At 38.1% G+C, this 22,055-nt stretch carries 15 protein-coding genes; 3 read left to right on the top strand and 12 right to left on the bottom strand.

Features of this window, described 5'->3' with window-relative positions; all coding sequences use genetic code 11:
* Positions 1 to 223, top strand: a 223-nt coding sequence (locus tag BMX11_RS23050; protein ID WP_139180255.1) for a transposase, incomplete at its 5' end; no start/stop codon positions are given.
* A gap of 137 nt (positions 224 to 360) precedes the next feature.
* Here BMX11_RS23050 and ettA read toward each other — a convergent pair.
* A complete protein-coding gene (gene ettA, locus BMX11_RS23045; protein ID WP_090889621.1) occupies positions 361 to 2,040 on the bottom strand; it encodes an energy-dependent translational throttle protein EttA in 1,680 nt (559 codons plus the stop codon).
* Positions 2,041 to 3,855: 1,815 nt separating this feature from the next.
* On the opposite strand from ettA, the gene BMX11_RS23040 reads away from it, so the two are divergent.
* Together BMX11_RS23040 and BMX11_RS23035 are read left to right on the top strand one after the other, a co-directional pair.
* Entirely contained in the window at positions 3,856 to 6,408 is a 2,553-nt protein-coding gene (locus BMX11_RS23040; protein ID WP_090889618.1) for an ATP-dependent Clp protease ATP-binding subunit, read from the top strand.
* A 145-nt stretch (positions 6,409 to 6,553) separates the two neighbouring features.
* On the top strand, positions 6,554 to 7,063 hold the full coding sequence (locus BMX11_RS23035; RefSeq protein WP_090889616.1) for a CAP domain-containing protein: 510 nt from the start codon (positions 6,554 to 6,556) through the stop codon (positions 7,061 to 7,063).
* A gap of 1,064 nt (positions 7,064 to 8,127) precedes the next feature.
* On the opposite strand, the gene BMX11_RS23025 is transcribed toward BMX11_RS23035, so the two are convergent.
* From BMX11_RS23025 to BMX11_RS22975, 11 genes are all read right to left on the bottom strand, one after another.
* Complete coding sequence (locus tag BMX11_RS23025) at positions 8,128 to 9,195, bottom strand: PA0069 family radical SAM protein (protein WP_090889610.1); 1,068 nt, start codon at positions 9,193 to 9,195, stop codon at positions 8,128 to 8,130.
* 59 nt (positions 9,196 to 9,254) lie between these two features.
* Positions 9,255 to 10,478 carry a carboxypeptidase-like regulatory domain-containing protein gene (locus BMX11_RS23020; RefSeq protein ID WP_245738750.1) on the bottom strand — a complete coding sequence of 408 codons (1,224 nt, stop codon included), beginning with the start codon at positions 10,476 to 10,478 and terminating at the stop codon, positions 9,255 to 9,257.
* 151 nt (positions 10,479 to 10,629) lie between these two features.
* On the bottom strand, positions 10,630 to 11,883 hold the full coding sequence (locus BMX11_RS23015) for a carboxypeptidase-like regulatory domain-containing protein (RefSeq protein WP_175474653.1): 1,254 nt from the start codon (positions 11,881 to 11,883) through the stop codon (positions 10,630 to 10,632).
* A gap of 96 nt (positions 11,884 to 11,979) precedes the next feature.
* Complete coding sequence (locus BMX11_RS23010) at positions 11,980 to 12,792, bottom strand: enoyl-ACP reductase FabI (protein WP_090889601.1); 813 nt, start codon at positions 12,790 to 12,792, stop codon at positions 11,980 to 11,982.
* A 66-nt stretch (positions 12,793 to 12,858) separates the two neighbouring features.
* Entirely contained in the window at positions 12,859 to 14,511 is a 1,653-nt protein-coding gene (gene recN / locus BMX11_RS23005; protein ID WP_090889598.1) for a DNA repair protein RecN, read from the bottom strand.
* 103 nt (positions 14,512 to 14,614) lie between these two features.
* The gene (locus BMX11_RS23000; RefSeq protein ID WP_090889595.1) at positions 14,615 to 16,666 is read right to left on the bottom strand and encodes a M56 family metallopeptidase; all 2,052 of its coding nucleotides are present in this window, start codon (positions 16,664 to 16,666) and stop codon (positions 14,615 to 14,617) included.
* Between the two features lie 91 nt (positions 16,667 to 16,757).
* Positions 16,758 to 17,129 carry a BlaI/MecI/CopY family transcriptional regulator gene (locus tag BMX11_RS22995; RefSeq protein WP_090889592.1) on the bottom strand — a complete coding sequence of 124 codons (372 nt, stop codon included), beginning with the start codon at positions 17,127 to 17,129 and terminating at the stop codon, positions 16,758 to 16,760.
* A gap of 377 nt (positions 17,130 to 17,506) precedes the next feature.
* Positions 17,507 to 18,397, bottom strand: coding sequence for a type IX secretion system protein PorD (gene porD, locus BMX11_RS22990; RefSeq protein ID WP_090889588.1), 891 nt, complete (start codon positions 18,395 to 18,397; stop codon positions 17,507 to 17,509).
* Complete coding sequence (gene coaBC / locus BMX11_RS22985) at positions 18,394 to 19,590, bottom strand: bifunctional phosphopantothenoylcysteine decarboxylase/phosphopantothenate--cysteine ligase CoaBC (protein WP_090889586.1); 1,197 nt, start codon at positions 19,588 to 19,590, stop codon at positions 18,394 to 18,396. Before coaBC ends, porD begins: the two co-directional genes overlap by 4 nt.
* Positions 19,591 to 19,661: 71 nt before the next feature.
* On the bottom strand, positions 19,662 to 19,988 hold the full coding sequence (locus BMX11_RS22980; protein ID WP_090889583.1) for a DNA-directed RNA polymerase subunit omega: 327 nt from the start codon (positions 19,986 to 19,988) through the stop codon (positions 19,662 to 19,664).
* A gap of 3 nt (positions 19,989 to 19,991) precedes the next feature.
* Positions 19,992 to 20,924, bottom strand: a complete 933-nt coding sequence (locus BMX11_RS22975; protein WP_090889580.1) for an outer membrane protein assembly factor BamD — start codon at positions 20,922 to 20,924, stop codon at positions 19,992 to 19,994.
* Positions 20,925 to 22,055: the final 1,131 nt, after the last annotated feature.

The following is a 22,055-nucleotide window of genomic DNA, read 5'->3' as shown; positions in this document are numbered from 1 at the left end:
TAACGAAAATCTGAGGCGACATAAAGCAAAAGCATATCAGCTACTCAACAGTGAAAAGGGAGTTGAAAAAAGAAAGCAAAGGTGTCATGATGTTGAACCAGTGTTCGGGAATATTAAACAGAACCACGGATTCCGCCGCTTCATGCTTCGGGGGAAAGAAAAAGTGGCAATAGAATGGGGATTATTGGCAATTGCACAAAATGTTAGAAAAAAAGCAGCCTAAAAAGACTTGCTTTTGCTCTTTTTAACAAAATGCTGGATAAATAAACATTTCTAGCCAGCAACAAAGAAATAACACATAGGATTTATTTAAATACAAAAAAGCTGCCTCATTTATTTTGAGACAGCCTCTTTCAGATTTTAACCTAGTTTTTTATATCTAATGCGTTTAGGAGTAATATCACCCAAGCGTTTCTTGCGATTTTCTTCGTAATCAGAGTAGTTTCCTTCAAAGAAGTAAACCTCAGAGTTACCTTCGAATGCCAGTATGTGTGTACAAATACGATCTAAGAACCATCTATCGTGACTGATCACTACGGCACAGCCACCAAAGTTCTCCAATGCTTCTTCTAACGCACGGAGTGTGTTTACATCGATATCGTTGGTAGGCTCATCCAGTAAGAGTACATTTGCACCTTTCTTTAGGGTGATGGCCAGGTGAACACGGTTTCTTTCTCCACCTGATAGGATACCAACTTTTTTCTGCTGATCGCCTCCGTTAAAGTTAAACTTAGAAACGTAGGCACGTCCGTTAACGGCTTTATTACCCAGTTGGATATTGTCTAAGCCATCAGTAATGTTTTCGTAAACAGTTTTATCGGCATCTAAATCGTTATGCATTTGATCTACATAACCTAATTCAACAGTTTCTCCTACTCTAAAAGTTCCGGCATCAGCTTCTTCCTGTCCGGTAATTAACCTGAATAAGGTTGTTTTACCTGCGCCATTGGGACCAATAATGCCCACAATACCCGCTGGAGGTAAGGCGAAAGTGAGGTTATCAAAAAGAACTTTATCTCCATATGATTTACTTACGTTAGTTGCTTCAATAACAACATTACCCAAGCGAGGTCCGGGTGGGATAAATAGCTCTAGTTTGTCTTCTCTTTCTCTCGAATCTTCTGAAGCAAGTTTTTCATAGTTGCTTAAACGGGCTTTAGATTTTGCGTGGCGGGCTTTAGGGGCCATACGTACCCACTCTAATTCGCGTTCTAAAGTTTTCTGGCGTTTGCTTTCTGTTTTTTCTTCTTGTGATAAACGTTTCGCTTTTTGATCTAACCAGCTGCTGTAATTCCCTTTCCAAGGAATACCTTCACCACGATCTAGTTCTAAAATCCATCCGGCAACATTGTCAAGGAAATATCTATCGTGGGTAACTGCGATAACGGTACCTTCATAATTTTGCAAGAATTGCTCTAACCAGTCGATACTTTCTGCATCCAAGTGGTTGGTAGGCTCATCTAACAATAATACATCCGGGTGTTGTAATAGTAAACGGCACATGGCCACACGACGACGCTCTCCTCCAGACAATACGCCAATTTTAGTATCTGGATCCGGGCAGCGTAAAGCATCCATTGCACGCTCTAATTTATTGTCGATTTCCCAGGCACCTGTTGCATCTATTTTATCTTGAAGCTCACCTTGTCTGGCCAGGAGTTTATCCATCGCGTCTGCGTCTTCATAAACTTCCGGGAGACCGAATTTCTCATTAATTTCTTCATATTCTTTTAAAACAGCAGTAATTTCAGCTACTCCTTCTTCTACAACTTCACGCACTGTTTTTTCAGGATCTAAAATAGGTTCCTGTGCTAAATAACCAACAGAATATCCTGGTGAGAAAACCACTTCACCTTGATAAGATTTGTCTAAACCGGCAATGATTTTTAATAATGATGATTTACCCGATCCGTTTAAACCGATAACACCTATTTTAGCTCCGTAAAAGAAAGAAAGGTATATGTTTTTTAAAACCTGTTTTTGTGGGGGGTAAATCTTATTTACTCCCGCCATTGAAAATATGATCTTCTCGTCTGACATGTTACTATGTGCGATTAATATGTATTTGTAATAAGAGGGAAATAGGCTATAACAAGATCGCTTACTCAAAAGAGCATACGCCAAATTAGTTAAACTTTATATTTCTCCCAAAGGCTACAAAGATAAGGAAGGGAAGCAGGTAACCAAATGGTTTATTTGATATGAGCCAACTTTTCGTCATTCCGATGCAGGCTGGCAGTTTAATTTGATACTTAGCTTAGTAACATATTTCAAATTGTGGGATTAACAGTAAAAGAAAAGCATAGCATTAATGTCAATTTTGCTGAATAAAATGGCAATTGCGAAGAGAAAAAGCCAATGGATTATAGCTTAGTTGCGTATTGAATAAAAAAGTAGCTCACTAACCAATGTGGGTAAAGGAGTGATACATTCCTATTCAGCCAACTAACCAGATATATGAAACACATACTCAACCAGGGGAGCGTTGTAATTAAATTGATTATAGGTTTAATCTGTTATGCCTCACTAGGCTGAGCTTTCGGTTGATGTTTGTTTTTTGCAGCCATACTGCATTACTGCCGCGCAGGTAAGCGCCAGCATTACTGGAATAATTTTTTTCATGAGATGATTATTTGATTAGTAACATTAAATTTAGGCGCTTAAATCAGCTCATTGTTGTGCGATTTAGGCCAAATAATCAACAGGATTAATAGTAGAGGTTTTTCTATGATTCAAAATCCTGATTTGATCAGGTATTTATGAACTTTCGACTGTACTTATTTTACTTTCTAATCGAAAGTTTCATATTCTAATCCGCCTTTAATGTAATTATCACTTAAACTTCATAAAAGGAAGTAAATAACAGTACTTAATATAAATCCTCTACTTTTAAAGTACGGATTAGTTCTTAGTAGATACCGTAGGACATTAGTTAATGTTAGGAGCCTGTTTCTTCGATGGAAACAGGCTCTTCTTTTTATAATTGAGTTGAAAGTTTTTGACAATCGCAAAGCTTTATCCCTGCGATAAACTAATTTCAATTTGAATTGCTTTGGAGGCCTGAAAATTTCAGGGTATAAAATTAAAAAAGCGGAGGGTACCTCAGTTAAACACATTTTTTTGGTTCTTCATCTATACATTACATTTGACACAAGTAGCTTCTTTCAGGTTTGTCAAAAGCATTAAATCAACAGAGAAATATTAATTCCAAACGTCCTTTGGATTATGGAAAGCCCTTTATATGTTAAATTTTGTGAAATCAGAAACAATTGGCACTTTCCATAGTCTAATAATTGCATTTTAGTTTTGACGTCAAGTCAAGTTTTTTTTAAATAGCTTAGGGCGATCAGTAATGATTGCCCTTTCTTATATTGTTTTTTTCTCAAAAATGGTACAAACAAAAACAACGTATTGTTCGTTTTTTATGTATAGGTATTTAAATGACCGGGAATATGAGATATACTGTATAGGTAGACAGTAAATAAATATGTTAAATGATGTCACGTTCTTTTTATTTTTCTGTCAAAACTTGTAAATTGCCTTAGTAAAAAGCAACAATTTGTCAGTTTTAAACCTGGCAAAAATCCTTACAATAAACCGACAATGAGAAGGTAGCGGGCAAAATCTAATTAAAAAGCCCTTTTAAAACTTGGAAAACAGGTATTACGTATATATATCATCAGTTATTTAAAAGTATTCTACACGATTAGGTAATGATTTTTTTCGAGATGGATCAGGGTAAACAGGCTCTTATCCACCTATATGGCGCAATTGTTGATAAAATAAAGAAAACAGTACCTCCACTTTTTATAATTTATTTTATAGTTTAGGGACGTAGCTGTTAAGAAAGGTATTATGGAAGCAAAATTTTCACCACAGGTAAAAGATGTGATCTCTTTTAGTAGAGAGGAAGCTCTCCGTTTAGGACATGATTACATTGGAACCGAGCATTTATTGTTGGGCCTCATCCGCGAAGGCGATGGGATGGCCATCAAAATTTTACGATCGTTAGGAGTAGATACTGGTAAATTGCGCCGCTCAATTGAAGATGCCGTTCGTGGCACTTCGAGTGTAACAGTTAATCTGGGTAATATACCCTTAACCAAACAGGCAGAAAAAGTTTTAAAGATTACTTACTTAGAAGCTAAGATATTTAAAAGCGATTTAATTGGCACCGAACATTTATTGTTATCGGTTTTGAGAGATGATGATAACATCGCCTCACAAATCTTATTGCAGTATGGCGTTACTTATGATGTTTTTAAACAAGAAGTTGAAGTAAATAAAAATGGCTTCAGAGACGATATCTCTAATAGCGCTTCAACTGGAGGAGATGATGATTATCGTGAAGAGGAAAGCTTTAGCGCTCCAAAGAAAGTTTCTGATATCAAATCGAAAACTCCTGTTTTAGACAACTTCGGTCGTGATTTAACTAAAGCCGCTGAAGAAGGGCGTTTAGATCCTATTGTAGGACGCGAGAAAGAAATTGAACGTGTATCACAGATTTTATCCCGCAGAAAGAAAAACAATCCAATTTTAATCGGTGAACCAGGTGTTGGTAAGTCAGCTATTGCTGAAGGTTTAGCACTCAGAATTGTTCAGCGTAAAGTATCACGTGTTTTGTTCAACAAACGTGTGGTTACTTTGGATTTAGCTTCTTTAGTTGCAGGCACAAAATATCGTGGCCAGTTCGAAGAACGCATGAAAGCGGTGATGAACGAATTGGAGAAATCTACCGATGTTATTCTTTTCATCGATGAGATTCATACCATTGTTGGAGCAGGCGGAGCGTCAGGTTCCTTAGATGCCTCTAACATGTTCAAACCAGCTTTAGCCAGAGGAGAAATCCAATGTATCGGTGCCACTACTTTAGATGAGTATCGTCAATACATTGAAAAAGATGGCGCGTTAGACCGTCGTTTCCAAAAGGTAATGGTAGAACCGGCTACGCCAGATGAAACAATTGAAATTCTAACCAGAATTAAAGATAAGTACGAAGAGCATCACGGAGTAACTTATACTCAGGAAGCGATTGAAGCTTGCGTAACTTTAACTTCCCGTTATATTTCTGATCGTTTCTTGCCAGATAAAGCAATCGATGCTTTAGATGAAGCAGGTTCGAGAGTACACTTAACGAACATCCATGTTCCTCAGAATATTATTGATATCGAAGCTAAAATTGAAGATATCAAATTAGAGAAAAACAAGGTTGTACGTAGCCAGAAGTATGAAGAAGCCGCTAAGCTTCGCGATACAGAAAAGAACTTAATTGAAGAGCTGGATAAAGCTAAAGCCGAGTGGGAAGCTGAAACCAAAACTAAACGTTATGAGGTTTCGGAAGATAACGTGGCAGAGGTAGTGGCCATGATGACGGGTATTCCGGTGCAACGTGTTGGACAAACAGATAGCCAAAAGCTATTGAACATGTACGATAAAGTTGCAGAGAAAATTATCGGTCAGAATGATGCCATTAAGAAATTAACTAAAGCCATTCAACGTACAAGGGCTGGATTAAAAGATCCTAAAAAACCAATTGGTTCCTTCATTTTCTTAGGTCCAACAGGTGTAGGTAAGACAGAATTGGCTAAAGAACTGGCTCGTTTCATGTTCGATAGTGATGATGCCTTGATCCAGATTGACATGAGTGAGTACATGGAGAAATTCGCCGTTTCCCGTTTAGTAGGAGCGCCTCCAGGGTATGTGGGTTATGAAGAAGGTGGCCAGTTAACGGAAAAAGTTAGAAGAAAACCTTATGCCGTAATCTTATTAGATGAGATTGAAAAAGCCCATCCAGATGTATTTAATATCCTTTTACAGGTATTAGACGAAGGACAATTAACTGATAGTTTGGGTAGAAAAGTAGATTTTAGAAACACGATTATTATCATGACTTCTAACATTGGTGCCCGTCAGTTAAAAGATTTCGGTCAGGGTGTAGGTTTCTCTACAGCAGCTAAAACCAACCAGGCAGAGTCTCACAGTCGTGGAGTAATTGAAAGCGCATTAAAACGTGCCTTCGCTCCAGAGTTTTTAAATCGTGTTGATGATGTTGTTGTATTCAATAGCTTAGGTAAAGAAGAAATCTTCAAAATCATTGATATAGAATTGAAAGCTTTATTCGGTCGTGTTCATACCTTAGGATATGAAATTGCTTTAACTGAAAACGCTAAGGATTACATCGCAGAAAAAGGTTTTGACAGTAATTTTGGTGCTCGTCCGTTAAAACGTGCAATTCAGAAGTATTTAGAAGATCCAATTGCAGAAGAAATCCTTAAAGGTGAATTGGCAGAAGGCGATGTTTTAGAAATCGATTACGATAAAGAAACAGAACTTATATCTGTTCAACACAAAAAAGGTGAAAAGAAAAAGCAAGAACCTAAAGAAGAAGAAGGTTCTTCAAACAAATAATCAAAAGCTCCCAATGAAAATTGGGAGCTTTTTTGTTTAGATATCAAATAATCCAGATAAGGGAGCTTATTGTGTTGAAATATTTTCTTTAAGCCAGTGGTTTTTGAATTTAACTGTGTAAATTCGGTTAATTAACCCCTATTAAATGAAATCGTCTATCCCGTTAATTGGCCTGGCCCTTTGCCTTGCCTTGTCTTGTAAAAAAAGTTCAACTACAGAACCTGAGATTACAAAAGATCCTGTTATAACTGTCCAAACTAACCTCAATAACGAGGTGATGCTAAAATTAGTAAATGATACCAGAGCTTCGGGGTGTAATTGTGGCACAACGGTAATGCCTCCTGTACCTACATTAACCTGGAATAACCAACTGGCCGCTGCAGCTGCGGGACATAGTAAATACATGGCCAGTGCAAATATTATGACTCATGCTTCAGCAGATGGAAAAACCTTTGCAGATAGAATTACAGCAGCGGGTTATGTTTGGACTACTGCCGGAGAAAATGTGGCACAAGGACAGACCACAGAAGCACAAGTATTCAACGATTGGATTAAAAGCGAAGATCATTGTAAAAATATCATGAATGCCAAATTCAAAGACATGGGGGTGGCCAGACAAGGAAATTTTTGGACCCAGGATTTTGCATCTAAGTAAAGGCTTCCCTTGGTTTTTACTGGCAGTTAGCATGAAGCATAATACCTCGGCATTCCCTCGCAGGAGTGGATAGTAATGCAACATGTGGGGCCATTTTGCTTTTCCACCCAGCAAGGCCAAAGCACTGTTTCTTCGTTCCACTAGGATCGGCCTAACAAAGCTACAACCTACCGATTGGTGTCGCGGCGACCGGAAATAATTAGTCTGCTCTAGCGCATAGCGTCCCGCTTGTGCTTAAAATATACTCCTTTTCTAGTTGTAGCGTCTACAATGGTATTAACTTAAGGAGAAAACTAAAATATGTTGTCATCCTTGAGGGTTAATTTATTTCATACAAATCAATATAAGGGACATTTTTTACCCTGCTAGGCAGTCTTTACCCGGCTCGCCTCCGCCGAAGACACTTTCATATCCTAAAAGCGCTTTAAGATTCCCTCCTTCGAGAGAATGACGACCGCCAAGGGTTATGCGCCATGCTAACTGCCGTTAACACAGAACTATCAATGCCAAGTACGACCCCGGCCTAGCAGCATTTCGCCGGATAGGACAGTCGAATGCTTGCAGTTTCCAACGGGTACCCACTGACCAAGGAAATAAGCAGCGAGGGCTGGCCTAAAGTGCAAAGGCCAAAGCCTCTTATTACCGCTAATGGCATTAGGATGTTTCTAGCCAAGAAAGGATGCAAGCCTTGGCTTTTGGTTACCTTTTTACCAAGAAAAAGGTACGAGCCCTTCCGGCGGCGAGGAAAAGTGAAAAACATTAAGTTGTAGCGAGACGCTATTACTAGAAAAGATGAAAATACGTATTGAGCTAAAGGTTTTATTAATAAATATTTATAAAACAATGTCAATAGTAGATTGTCGAAGGACAATACATTTTAGTTTTCAACTGATCAACAAGGTCTTCGACTACTTTTCCCGATTTTCCATAAGAAGCTCTGACTGGCAGCATTCAGCTTAAGTTAACTGCATTGGTAGCCTCTCGCTACGAACTGATGATCTCTTTTTTCTAGTTAGCAGTACGTTATGAACCGGTAACCTCGAAACCCATGATCCACACCTAAACTAAAACAAACTCGTCTGTGCACAGGGCACCTTAAACAAGGTATGATCTAAAATAATTTCTTTTTGATTGAGACCATTCAATCTGCAGTGGAGCCTAAAATTATCGCGAATAAGCTCGGCTATGTTTCCGTCTCCACGCATCCGGTCTCCGAAACGGCTATCATTTACATGGCCACCATGGCAACTCTGAATCATATGCCAAACTTTGTCAAACCTGTCGGGGAAGTTCTTCCTTAGCCAATCTTCAAAAATTGACCCTATCGCACCATTTAAACGAACAACAGTATAGCCTGCTTTAATAGCTCCTGCATCGGCAACAGCCTTTAATATTTTTGGAATCTCATGATCACTCAAACCCGGTACCAGCGGTGCCACCATTACGCCCATAGGAATGCCTGCCTCGCTGAGTTTTTCCGCTATCTTTAATCTTTGTTTAGCCGTAGTTGTTCGGGGTTCCATTACCTGTCTCAAATCTTCATTCAAACTATTGATAGAAACATAAACCATACAAAGCTTATGTTTCGCCATTTCTGCCAGCAAATCTATGTCTCTTAAAATCAGCGAATTTTTGGTAATCATCCCGATAGGCTGTTTATATTCCAACGCAATCTCTAATAACTGACGGGTGAGTCTAAATTTCCGTTCCGCAGGCTGATAGCAATCCGTATTACCCGATAAGGAAATCGTGGAGGCATCCCAACCTTTTTTCTCCAGAAATTTCTTAAACAGGGCAGGGGCATCTTTCTTAACAATAATTTTTCGCTCGAATTCAAGTCCGGCACTGTAGCCCCAATATTGATGAGAATTACGTGCATAGCAATAAGTGCAGCCATGCTCACAACCTTGGTATGGATTTAAGGAATAAGCCATCTCCACATCAGGGCTATCTACCTTATTGACAATAGTTTTAGAATGCTCAAATATGAATGATGTTTTTTTATCCTGTTCCTCCCAATCATCTATGCCCTCGTCGTACGCCTTAACATAAACATCTTTTAGAAATTTATTGTGGGGATTAACCTGAGCCCCTCTACCTTTGAAATAGGTTTTTTCTTCATCCGCTGCCATAATATAAAATTACTAATATATTTAGTAATTTTATATTATAGTTATCCACCGTTAATCAGTTATTTGGATGAGGAAGGGGTCTTAGCTAAGGGAATATAATCCATCGGAACCATATCTGCTACTTTTTCATATGCCCAGTATCCTTCAAAAAGCAGAGACCTGGAGTCATAGATTCCACCGTTTTTATAAAAACGAACAGGAGCCTGCATTAAATTGATGACGGAAATTTCATTTTCTGGCACATCTAATGGCCTGAAGATCCAAAAACCAGTTTTAGAATAAGCTAACGATTCTTTTTCTTTAGTGTATTGAACCAGGAGAGCATCTGTGTAGTTTAGCCATTTTAAATTTTGATTATAATCATGCACTAAGGTATCAGGCAGTACATCGGCCCTTGAAAATTTGTCGATTGTTTTCGGCATTTCCATTTGCTTAGTCCAGAAGGCTAGTAATGCTGTGTCTACCTTACCTGCAACTTTTCTAATGCCTGTTTTTTCTGCTATATTCTTAATTTTATCAAGGTTGGTATTGATTACGTACTCCGGATAGCGGTTTGGATTTGGGATTTTAACCATTTTACTGATTAAAAAACCTTCTTGTTGTGTAGTGCCGTTATATAAGGATCTAAAAAAATGCTGAGAAGAACCGTAATAAGCAATCTCTCTGGCCAATGTAAACTTTTTCTTTCTAGCATTGGATGCTTTAAGTTCTTCAAAAAACGGATGCCCTGAATAATAGATAATACGAGTTCTTGAATTATACTCAAAATGATCGAGCATATATTTCAGACGATAGCCAAGCGCTTTATTCTCAACAATTAAAAATTCGGTGGTACTTACTGTGAGCGTACTTTTAGTAATGTCAAAATCGACATGGAGTACCTGAGGGTTTAGGATTTTACACTGAAGCGCATTGGGCGTTTTCCCTATAAAAAAATCTTTGAACTGGTTGATGTATTTTTGTCTGTTCGGATCAGCCCGAATGGTAACTTCACTAAGTTCGACTGTGTTTTCCTTTAATACCAGATCTACTTGTACCGATTTATCTGCAATAACAACACTTTTGGAATAAGGTAGATACCCGACCATCTGAACCAATAAATTGTAACTTCCCGGTTGAAGGTTGGCCAGGCGAAACTTTCCATCATTATCTGCAACAGTAGCAATTTTATAACCACTTACGTAAATGCTGGCACCCGGTAATCCATCTTTCAGATCGCGAACAGTACCCGTAATCGAAAATGTATTTTGTGCAAATGAATTAATACCTATGATCAGGAACATGGGTATTAAGAGACTTCTAATCATGGAAACGAATGTACTGAAAAAGTTCATTGGATCACTAATTCAATTGTTCACTAGGTATTGGTTTTAGCTAGAATAATAACAGTTAAGCAGTTCAACGATTAACCAATTAAACATTTGATCAACTCAACTACCTCGAAGGTACATAATCCATAGGCACACTATCGGCTATTTTTTCCCAGCCCCAATAGCCTTCATAAAGCATAGACTTTGCATTATAGATAGATCCATTCTTATAAAAGAATACTGGTCTTATCTGTAAATTGATGAGTGAAATTTGATCGTCTCCAATTTCCGGAGGTCTGGAAATAGAAAGACCAATTCTATCTTTGTAAGCCTCTACTTCTTTTTCTTTAGTATAAATAATGTATAAAATGTCGGTAAAATCGATTTTTTTTATGTTTTCATTATGACAATGGACCAAAGTATCTGGCTTAATCACTTCCCTGCCCAAAACAGATATCTTGTCGGGTAAATTTCGTTTTTTCATCCAATAATTTAACGAATCGCCTTCATTTAAACCCAAATGAACTTTCAGACTGGTTAAGTCAGTTTTATTTTTATTCATTTCAGCTCTGGCGGCAGTGATACGCCAGATATTTTCTTTGATAACACTATCAGCAGGTTTATCAGGATTGGCCTTCCTAATCAATTTATTGATGATAAAACCTTCTTCCGTACTGCGATTTTGATAGAGAGAGGTGAAGAAGTGTTGGGCAGAACCATGATAAGCTTCGAGTCTTTTTTGCGCCCATTTTCTTTTTTTACTTTCAGATCCTTTTAAATCTTCATAAGTAGGGTAGCCCTCGTAATAAACTATGCGCTTCCCATAATCATACTGAAAATCGTTTAACAGATATTTGATTTTGTATCCCAATGCCCTGTTTTCAATGATCAAAAAATCAGTAGTATTTGCACTTAGAATACGGGTTTCTCTATTATATGAAATATTTAATACATCGGTATTTACTATATTACACAACGCTGCATTGGGTGTTGTACCAATAAAATAACCTTTAAAAAGATTAATGTATCGCAGCCTGTTAGGATCGGCCTTTATGGTCACTTCAGCTAGTTGGGTAACGCTTTCTTGCAACGTAATCGCTAAATGGACTGGCTTATCCGCAATCAAAACATTTTTATTTAAAGCATTGTAGCCAATAAGCTGAACGAGTATGTCGTAGTTTCCAGGTTTTAAGTTAAAGTGAAATTTACCCTTGTTATCAGAGATCGTTGCAATTTTATATCCACTTACGTATACGCCAGCGCCCGGAAGAACTTCCCCTCGTTTATCCTTTAAAATGCCACTAAGTGTAATGGTTTGCTGAGCAAAAACATTCACACTAAAGCAAATAGAAGCGAGGGTTATCAGGAGGGCTTTCATTTCAGTAAAATTAACTAATTTATTAGTTATAAAAAGCATAAAAAAAGAGTTTCTAAAATAAGCATTTAGATACTCTTTTCAAATGGGATAGCTTAATTATTCCAGTCCCATTTTTTGCATCACGATGTCACTAACTCCCGTTGAAGAATACCCACCGTCATGAAAAAGGTTTTGCATGGTAACCATTCTGGTTAAATCAGAGAATAGAGTAATACAATAATCGGCACAGCTTTCTGCATCTGCATTACCTAAAGGAGCAATGGCATCGGCATAATCAAAGAAGTCTCCAAATCCTTTAATGCCACTTCCCGCAGTAGTTTTAGTGGGTGATTGTGATACTGTGTTAATTCTTACTTTTTTCTCCAGGCCATAGTGATAGCCAAAACTGCGGGCTATTGATTCTAACATCGCCTTAATATCTGCCATATCGGTATAAAATGGATAGGTTCGCTGCGCAGCCATATAAGTTAGGGCAACCACACTTCCACCTTCTGCAATCGCATCTAGTTTTTTTGCAACGGCTAGCATTTTATGAAAACTTAAGGCAGAAACATCTATGCCTTTCATAAAGTAGTCGTAATTGGATTCTGCATAGGGAATTTTCTTCCTGATATTAACACTCATCCCGATAGAGTGTAGAACGAAGTCGATTTTACCACCTAAAATTTCCTGTGCCTGCGTGTATAATTGTGTTAAGTCGTCAACATTGGTTGCATCGGCAGGTATAATTTGAGAATTTGTTTTTTCTGCCAGTGCGTTAATTTCGCCCATACGCATTGCAATGGGGGCATTGGTAAGAACGAAGGTAGCTCCTTCTTCATGTGCTTTTTCGGCAACTTTCCAAGCAATAGAGTTTTGATCTAAAGCACCGGTAATGATGCCTCTTTTACCTTTTAATAAATTGTACATATTCTTTCTGTTTTGTTAAGGTAAAGCTAAGGTACACGATTTTAGAAATTAAAGAAATTTATTGCATTAGGCCAGGAGCTCTCTGGCATTTTCTATTGCAGATAAGCCTGGGTTTTTACCGCTAAGCATCTCTGCTATCACTTCAACACGTTCTTCTGGTTTCAGTTTGCGAATGCCTGTTGTTGTTTTTCCACTTTGCTCATTTTTGTGAACATAATAGTGTGAATAACCTTTGGCGGCAATCTGTGGTAGGTGGGTAATAGACACTACCTGCATATTTTCACCAAGCTGAGCAATTACTTCACCCACTTTAACCGCAGTTTCACCAGAAATACCTGTGTCAATTTCATCAAAAATGATGGTTGGAAGAAAGGTATGTTTGGCCAGAAGTGCTTTAATAGAAAGCATCAAGCGTGAAAGTTCCCCCCCCGAAGCAACTTTATTTACCGGGGCAGGAGCTTGTCCGGCATTGGCAGTAAATAATAGGTTAATCGTATCAATACCATCTTTAGCCAATTCCTGAAGCAAATTTTGGGCTAAGACCAGCTTGGCATTAGGCATACCCACTTTTTTTAGGGTAATTCCCGTTTGATCTTCTACTATTTTGATCGCTTTTTTACGGTTATCACTCAGTTTTGTGGCCTGTTGATGTAAAGTGATTTTTATTTTTTCGATTTCCTGATTAAGCTTTTCTATCTCCTCATCTGAAGATAGCAATTTGCTTAAATTGTTTTCCAGTTGCTGCTGTAAATCCAGAAGTTCCTGATTATTGGCCACTCTATGTTTTTGTTGGAGTGAGTACAATAAATCCAGTCGCTGGTTGATTATTTCCAGCCGGTCTGCCTGGTGTAAGGTATTACTTTCAATGCCCGCAACTTCATCAGCAATATCCTTAATTTCAATCACTGTAGATTTCAAACGTTCAAAAAGAACATTCACCGCAAGATCAAACTTTTCTATCTGTTGCAGTTGGAGTTGTGCTTCCTTTAAAAACTGTATGGCCGATGGTTCTCCTTCTGTGAGTAAACCATTGGCAGTTAATAATCCCCTTTTTATGGTTTCGGCATGTGTTAGGCGTTCCAGTTCCTGCTCTAACTCTGCCTGTTCATCGGCTTTAAGGTTTGCCTGCTCCAATTCATTAAAAAGGAATTGTTCATAGTCTTGTTTACTGCGCGCATCATTAGCTTCTTTACTCAGCTCGTCTAATCTTTTAATCGATTGTTTGAGCTTTTTATAACCAGAACGATACTCGGATAAGAGCGGTTGGTGGTTTGCTAAAGAATCTACAATAAGTAACTGAAAATCTGCATCATTCAGTTCTTGTGTAGCTTGTTGGGAGTGGATGTCAATCAGTTTTTCGCCAATTAGTTTAAGCGTAGATAGGTTTACCGGCGTGTCATTAATGAAAGATCTAGACTTTCCATCAATGGAGATTTCTCTTCTTAAGGTACTTTCATTAAAGAAATCGAGATCATTTTCTTCAAATAGAAGCTTTAAATTTTCATCTGCCAGCAAGAAACTTCCCTCAATTACGCATTTTTTCTCCTGATTGAAAAAGTACTTGCTTTCAGCCCGTTGGCCTAAAATAAGGGAAAGTGCACCCAACATAATGGATTTACCAGCCCCCGTTTCTCCGGTAATAATATTGAGTCCCTTATCAAACTCTATATCCAGACTGTCGATTAAAGCGTAATTACGTATTGAAAGTTTCTGTAGCATACTGACTACGAAAATACTAAAAAGTTATTTTAACAAGAGCTATAAAACAGAAACAGCGAAGTTTATTCTTCGCTGCTCTGGTATCATTTGTGTGGTTGTTGAATTAATTTTCTTGCTTTTCCTTTTTCTCTTTCTTCTCTATTTTCTCCTTAAGCTCTTTGATCTCCCTATCATACTTTTCTTTAATTTTTTTGTACTCGGCAGAGGCTCTCAACTTTTTATTGTTATTATCATCAAAGTAAAATACTCGTGGCTCTGAGCTATCGAAGTTAAGGTGCGTACGAAGAGAATCGATATGAATTCTTTTTCCATCTAGTCTTCTAAGATCGCTTGATAATGCCCTAATCTTAGCCCCATCTATCTGAGCGCTAATGCCTGAGTTTATTCTGATGGTGATATCTTCGCCCATTTTTCTCCACTTGGCTTGTGCCTCAGGTGAATTAAATTCTTTCTCCATATCTTGCCCGAATTTTTTCCATTTGGCCTGAGCTTCTGGAGAGTTAAATTCTTTCTCCATATCTTCTCCAAACTTTTTCCATTTGGCTTGTTCTTCAGGAGAATTCATTTTTTTCTGCATATCCTCGCCCAATTTTTTCCATTTGGCATGGGCTTCCGGAGAATTGAATTCTTTAGCTATTTTTTCTCCAAATTTTTTCCATTTGGCTTGTTCTTCAGGAGAATTCATTTTTTTCTGCATATCCTCGCCCAATTTTTTCCATTTGGCCTGGGCTTCCGGAGAATTGAATTCTTTAGCTATTTTTTCTCCAAATTTTTTCCATTTTGCCTGCGCTTCTGGAGAGCTGTATTCTTTCGCTACCTCCTCACCAAATTTTTTCCATTTCAGTTTAGCTTCTGGTGAATTAAACTCACGGTAAATTCTCGCCTGAAGTACAGAGTCTTTTGGGGTCAAATCAGTATCCGTTCTAAATCTGAAAACCCTGTTCCCTTGTAGCAATTCATCCTGATAAAAATCTCTTCTTACACTATCTGGCATCTCTTTTACCGAATTGTATTCAGTCTTTTTACCGTTGGCATCGATGGTTACAATCTTGATTTTCCGTTTCTTAGTGGTATCTGTACAAACCTCTGTTCTCAAGTTCGGATTGCTATTGCGAACACTGTAAATCTGTTCTTTGATAGTGGTTTTAATTTTTTCTTTCTTCTTTTCTGTTGGATTAATCCAGGCGATAGAAAACAAGCAGGCAACCCCCAGAGTTAAGGCGGCCATTTGCTGTTTGGCATTTAAATAGTTCGTTTTCATGTTGGTTATTCTTTTTATGCGTTGATACAGGTTTTGGGTTTTGCCAATTGCAGCCAGTGCATAGGCCGGACTATTCTTGTCCTTTAAAAGCTCTAATTTCAATAGGGCATGGGCATAGTTCAGGGGTTTTCCTGTTATTTTTAAAACCAGATCATCGCAGGCATGTTCACGTTCAATGTGGATAAACCTTCCTGCCATCCAAACAAAAGGATTAAAAAACAGTAAGGTTTCGATAGCGGTTTTAATCAGGTTGAGTAAAAAGTCATTCCTTCTGATGTGTGATAGCTCATGGATTAAAATAGCTTCTACCTGAGCTGGATCCAATTGATTTACCAGTGCAACAGGGAAAAGTACAACAGGTTTAAGGTAGCCAATAACCAAAGGAACATTTACGATAGAAGAAAGGTGAAATCTGATCTTTTTATTAATTTTTAAACTGGAAGTGATGTGTTTAAACAGGCTATCCCAACTTTCTGGTATATTGCTCAGGCCGTCTTTTTTAAACTTGGAAAGTTGATGGTAACCCTTGCCGATTACAAATAGCTGGAGGATGATTCCGATAAGATAGAACGCTACAATGAGCGGAAAATACTGCTCGGCTTTGCTGCTAAAGGTTTGGGGCAAATTATTAAAATAAGGAGATAATTGAATTTGTCCCTGCTGTTGAACAGTTTGAGGCATACTAATCAGCATTTGATAGATAAAATTGTAGCTAAAGCACATGAACATGAGCACAATAGAACCAAAGGCGAGATTGTGCTTGTATTTTGCTGCTAGTTTCGGTAGTCCGAACATCACAATAAATAGTGCACCATAAATGAGGGCGCTTTGCCAGAGTGAGTTTAAAATACTCCAGCCAAATGCTTTGATAAATTGTTGTAATAGCGTTTCCATGTTGGTGATTTTAATTTTTTACGAGCCTGAGCTCTACTTTGTTCTTTTATTTGGCCTTAAGCCCTCCACCTTTAACCTGCTCCTTTAACACTTATTTCAGGCTATCTAAATATTTTTTTATTTCTTCTATTTCATCCGCACTTGCACTGTGATTACCTAAAGCCTGCATCACCAATCTCGCCGCCGAACCATTAAATACATTATCAATCATTTTATTTACCAATTGCTTTTCGGTTTTATCCTGGCTAACCAAGGCCTTGTAAATGTGCGTTTTTTGGTTAGTATCTCTTTCTACCAAACCTTTTTCGTGCATAATTTGCATTAATTTAAGAGTAGTGGTATATCCCGAATCCTTTTTATTTAAGGCTTCATGTACTTCTCTAACCGTTGCCACGCCATTTTGCCATAGCACCTGCAGGATTTCCATTTCACCTTCCGTGGGTTTGATGTTATTATTGCTCATCTGTTACAGTTGTACGAATTATTTCGTATTCAAATGTACGAAGTTATTCGTAATAACAAAATATTTTAACAGATTTTTAACATAAGACAAGCGGCGATGCCGATTGTTGCATGGGAGAGGTATAATTGTTTAATTGGTGAACTGTTTAATCGGTGAGTTGGTGAATTGGAGAGGTGGTGAGTTGATGGATTGTTGAAACTGATGAATTGCTATATTGTTGTTGTGATTTTGAGTGGACAAATAAGCGATGGAACATTTAAGCAATTACAGTTAGACAGTTTGCAGTTGGTACCACACCTGCTCAGCAACTCAGCGACTAAACAACTCACCAGTTTATCCAGTTAAATAATTAAGCCTGATCCTCGAAAGAAAATGGATTATTTCTTCAAGCCTTCATACTTTCCAATATTTGCAGGATCAATTTCTGCAAGCATATTGTAAGCTTGCATGCGTTCCTGTCCGTTCAATTTGGATAGTACATTGGTAATTTCTTCTGCTTTTGTAGCGAAGTAAACATTTGGAAAAATGGAACCTAATTTTTGTTTATCCATTTGCTGAAGGGCTGGGAGAGCGCCTAAAATTTGTTTCAATCCCTTATCATTATCAGTAAGCTGATCTAAACCATTCAGGTGGTAATAATAAATGAAGATTCGCAATTCTCCGAAAATTGGGTTTAGGGTATTTTCATTAAACCAGAAGCGATTGCGTAAACCATCTGCTGCTCTCCAGCCAGCATTACCAGATGCCTGAGCAAGATTGATAATATTTTGTGCTTTTTTAAAATAAGATGTTCCACCGCTTTTGCTAAAACTATCCTTGTCTAAACCGATAATGGTGTAAGCATAATAGGTAAGTAGGGCACTAATGTTAGAAATGTAGTTCTGATCAGAAAAATCAATGGTAGATCCATCGTTGTAACTGAAATCAAAGTTTTTATCGCTCATGTTTAACAAGGTGCTGTTATACGAACTGTTAAATACAGGGCGGCTACTTTGAATTTGTGCTTCAGCAGTATAGCCAGAACCACCATCCCAGGAGTTAATAGTGATGATAAAGCTGCAATCAATTCTTTCCTCAGGTTTATAACTTTCGTTACTGAACTTGTTATTGTTCAAAAAGTCGCGAATTGTTTTCTGTAAAGCCTCCACGGTGGGTTTACTAATGTTTGATACCTGAGGCGCTAAAATAGTCACCCTGGCATTCAATTCTTGAGCCTGGAGTTTTCCCAAACCACACAGCAAGCAGAAAAAAACAATTATTTTTATCATTTTATAATTTTTAAAATAGCCTCACAGATATCTTGCGCTACATCAGTTTTAGATTTAACCTCAAAAATGGTTTTCTCTAAAGCCCTGTTAAAAATAGTAATTTTATTTGTATCTGATTTAAAGCCTGCGCCCTTATCATTCAATGAATTGAGCACAACCAGGTCGAGGTTTTTCTTCTCCAACTTTCCTTTGGCGTAGTTTTCCTCGTCATTGGTTTCTAAGGCAAAACCGACTAAAATCTGCTCCGCAGATTTATTCCGGCCAAGAGAGGCTAAAATATCGACTGTTTTTTCCAAAACTAAGGTAAATTCACCTTCCTGTTTCTTTATTTTCTGCTGTTCAACCGTTGTAGGACGATAATCAGCAACTGCTGCACACATTACTGTGATATCGGTTTGTGGGAATAGCGCTGTACAGCTATTAAACATATCAGAAGCGCTTACTACATCAATTCTGGTTACGTTTTGTTTTGATCTTTGAGCGGTAGGTCCTGCAATTAAAGTTACCTCGGCACCTAAACGTGCCAGGGCATCTGCAATGGCAAATCCCATTTTACCTGAAGAATGATTGCCTATAAACCTGACAGGATCAATAGCCTCATAAGTAGGGCCGGCCGTAACCATGGCTTTCTTTCCATAGAAGGGCATACCCTTTAATAAAGCATCGCTTAAGTAAGATACGATTTCTTCAGGCTCTGCCATTCTACCTTCACCATATAAGCCACTAGCCAATTCACCGCTTGAAGGGGCAATAACTGTATTACCATAGCTGGTTATTTTGGTAATATTATGTTGAGTAGTCTCGTGTTTCCACATATCCAGATCCATGGCAGGCGCAACATAAACCGGACATTTAGCGGAAAGATATACAGCAGTTAATAAATTATCACAAATTCCTGTAGCAAGTTTGGCCAGGGTATTGGCACTTATAGGGGCAATAATCATCAGATCGGCCCAAAGGCCCAGCTCAACATGATTGCTCCAAACACCAGTTTCTTCTTCAAAATACTGCGTGTAAACGGGGTTTTTAGAAAGCGTAGCAAGGGTAAGTGGCGTAATGAAATTTGCGCCATCAGCGGTGAGAACAACCTTAACGTTTGCACCAGATTTAACTAAAAGTCGAACTAAAAATGCCGACTTATATGCAGCGATACTGCCGCAAACGCCAAGGAGTATATTTTTATCTTTTAGCATGGAGTGTTGGGCATGGGGCTTAGAGCATTAATATGCTTAGGAATTGCGCCATGCTCCTTGCCCTTCGCTAATTACTTTTGTTCTTTAGCAGGGTTTCTGTGGTAAACTTTACCATTTAAAAACTCATCCATAGCAACTAAAACAGGCTTAGGCATACGTTCGTAATGCTTGCTGATTTCAATCTGCTCACGGTTTTCAAAAATCTCTTCCAGGTTATCATTGCTAGAAGCAAACTCAGCTAATTTACCATGCAATTCCTCTTTCATGTTGTTTGAAATCTGATTTGCTCTTTTAGCAATTACAACTAACGATTCGTATAAATTGTCAGTTGTTTTATCTAAATCGTGTACATTTCTGGTAACCGTTGTATTGGGTATTGCAGGTTTGTTAGTATTCATGTATTATTTATTTTTATTATCTGTTTTGTTAATAATGGTAGTATCTTTCAACCTACCAGTCCTAATCAGCATTTCCTTGTATTTAGCTTCTTGAGCTGCATATTCAGCAAGCTCTTGTTTAGCCAACACAATTCCTGCATCAATATCTTGCTTAAGCTGTTTAGCATCATTTGTAAACTTGCTATCAGGATGTTTCTCCGTAAAGTCTGTATATAAAGAAATGGCTTCATTATAACGATCTTCCTGGCGAATAGCATAACTGTTTTTCGCATACAGGTATTGTGCCTTGATCATTAAAAAGTCCATTTCCTCAGCATATTTAATATCTGGATAGTCTTTCTGTGCATTCTCTAAAGCAATAACTGCTGCTCTATAATTATCTACATTGCTAGGGCCTGTAGTTAAATACATCTTAGCATTTTCGAAAGCCTTATCCTCTAGCTTACCCCTTAAATCGGCAATGTATTTTCCTGCTGCTGCAGCACGATCACTGGTAGGGTATAAGTTGATAAATAATTGTAAGGCATCAATTGCTTTGTAAGTATTTTCCTGGTCTAAAGAGAAAACCGGAGATTCCAAATAATAGCAGTAAGCGCTCATGTATCGCGCTTCCTCGGCATTTTTACTCGAAGGATAGGTATCTGCGAAGCTTTTAAACTGATACCTGGCTGTTGTAAAATCACTTAATCTATATAGAGTATAAGCGTAATAATAGTTCAAGTCTTCCGCCTCTGCACGGCCACGATATTTTTGAGAAAGATCTTCAAAAAGTACTAAAGCCTTGCTGTAATCACGTTTATTGTATAAACGAAGCGCCTCCTGGTATTTTTTTGCTACATCATTACTAGCCCTCAATTTCTCGAAACGACTTTTACAGCCCGCCATACCCAGAGCGGCAACAAATACTAAAATAATTAAGTGTTTAACTTTAAACATTCTGCAAAGATAATTAATAATACGATAACATCAATAAAAACAATCGGGTACTAAGCTAGGCAAAGCAAATCAGTAGCAACTAGCCCTTAACAATTTTTAACATATAGATAAGGTATCATTGGGCTTCTTTAAGCTGTGTTATATAGTATATATATGTATAACAATTAAACCCATAAATTGGAAGGACTAAAAACATAGTCTTATTCTGCCTGTTGACTTCTTTTTTTCCTTAGAAAATCAGGGTTCTGCGCTTTTCGGATGCTTCAGTCCCGCCTTTCTTCCAAATCCCCGGTCTCGTACCTCGCCCGCGGGTTTTCCATTCAGTCGGGTTTATTGTACCTGGTGCAGGAGCTTTTGGGCTAGCAACCAGTCAAACCTTCTACTCCCATCCTGTCCGTCGAGTTCCGCAGGAGTTCTACGGATTGTTTAATGGAGGAGAGTCTTTGACTGGGTTTAATTAATGTTGAGTTATGAAGCTCAACGGTATGTTGTAATCCGTAGAGGCGCTGCGCTTAACTCTACGGACAGGGCAGTAAGTAAAACCAAGATATGGCACGCTGGCCTTGTTAGGCGGAAATATACATCAACAAAATTGTATCATTCATAAATGATAATGTCAATGGTAGCCTGTCGAAACGACCTACATGTGATTTCGATACTTTACTTCCACTTCAGTTAAGAAAAGTTATTAGGCGCTTTGTATGGGACTCCGGACTAATTTTTAGCTCCCAGTCCAAAGACTCTGGACTAGTGACTTCAGACTCCAAACTAATTTTTCCCGCTGATAACCATCACTTTAGACCCCCGGAAAGGTTTAAAAGCACTTTAGTGTTCCGGGAACGGGATATTTTTTCTACCTTTGCATCCCGCTTCGGAGGAAGGGGTAAGCATGAAAGTAGTGGAAAGAAGGTGATAAAGAGGGGATTAGGATTATTTTAAAATAGTTCTTGGAGATAAGAAATATAACGCTACCTTTGCAGCCCGGTTCGGAAGGAACGGAAAGTGAGAGGGAAGATGGTTGAGGTTGATTAATTGAAATAAAGGGGGAAAGAAAAGCGGAAAAATAAAAATATTTTTCTTGCGGATTAAAAAAGTTTTTCTACCTTTGCAATCCCAAACGGAAACGAAGCG

The sequence above is a fragment of the Pedobacter rhizosphaerae genome, assembly GCF_900111155.1.
GTDB lineage: Bacteria > Bacteroidota > Bacteroidia > Sphingobacteriales > Sphingobacteriaceae > Pedobacter > Pedobacter rhizosphaerae.
This window is presented reverse-complemented; position numbering and strand designations above follow the sequence as displayed.

What these genes read in the sequence shown, in the direction of transcription:
- BMX11_RS23010 (WP_090889601.1), bottom strand. Translation starts at nt 12,792, where the DNA reads ATGTACAATTTATTAAAAGGTAAAAGAGGCATCATTACCGGTGCTTTA.
- coaBC (WP_090889586.1), bottom strand. Translation starts at nt 19,590, where the DNA reads ATGCTAAAAGATAAAAATATACTCCTTGGCGTTTGCGGCAGTATCGCT.
- BMX11_RS23020 (WP_245738750.1), bottom strand. Translation starts at nt 10,478, where the DNA reads ATGTTCCTGATCATAGGTATTAATTCATTTGCACAAAATACATTTTCG.
- BMX11_RS23025 (WP_090889610.1), bottom strand. Translation starts at nt 9,195, where the DNA reads ATGGCAGCGGATGAAGAAAAAACCTATTTCAAAGGTAGAGGGGCTCAG.
- BMX11_RS22975 (WP_090889580.1), bottom strand. Translation starts at nt 20,924, where the DNA reads ATGTTTAAAGTTAAACACTTAATTATTTTAGTATTTGTTGCCGCTCTG.
- ettA (WP_090889621.1), bottom strand. Translation starts at nt 2,040, where the DNA reads ATGTCAGACGAGAAGATCATATTTTCAATGGCGGGAGTAAATAAGATT.
- BMX11_RS22980 (WP_090889583.1), bottom strand. Translation starts at nt 19,988, where the DNA reads ATGAATACTAACAAACCTGCAATACCCAATACAACGGTTACCAGAAAT.
- BMX11_RS23040 (WP_090889618.1), top strand. Translation starts at nt 3,856, where the DNA reads ATGGAAGCAAAATTTTCACCACAGGTAAAAGATGTGATCTCTTTTAGT.
- BMX11_RS22995 (WP_090889592.1), bottom strand. Translation starts at nt 17,129, where the DNA reads ATGAGCAATAATAACATCAAACCCACGGAAGGTGAAATGGAAATCCTG.
- BMX11_RS23000 (WP_090889595.1), bottom strand. Translation starts at nt 16,666, where the DNA reads ATGGAAACGCTATTACAACAATTTATCAAAGCATTTGGCTGGAGTATT.
- porD (WP_090889588.1), bottom strand. Translation starts at nt 18,397, where the DNA reads ATGATAAAAATAATTGTTTTTTTCTGCTTGCTGTGTGGTTTGGGAAAA.
- recN (WP_090889598.1), bottom strand. Translation starts at nt 14,511, where the DNA reads ATGCTACAGAAACTTTCAATACGTAATTACGCTTTAATCGACAGTCTG.
- BMX11_RS23015 (WP_175474653.1), bottom strand. Translation starts at nt 11,883, where the DNA reads ATGAAAGCCCTCCTGATAACCCTCGCTTCTATTTGCTTTAGTGTGAAT.
- BMX11_RS23035 (WP_090889616.1), top strand. Translation starts at nt 6,554, where the DNA reads ATGAAATCGTCTATCCCGTTAATTGGCCTGGCCCTTTGCCTTGCCTTG.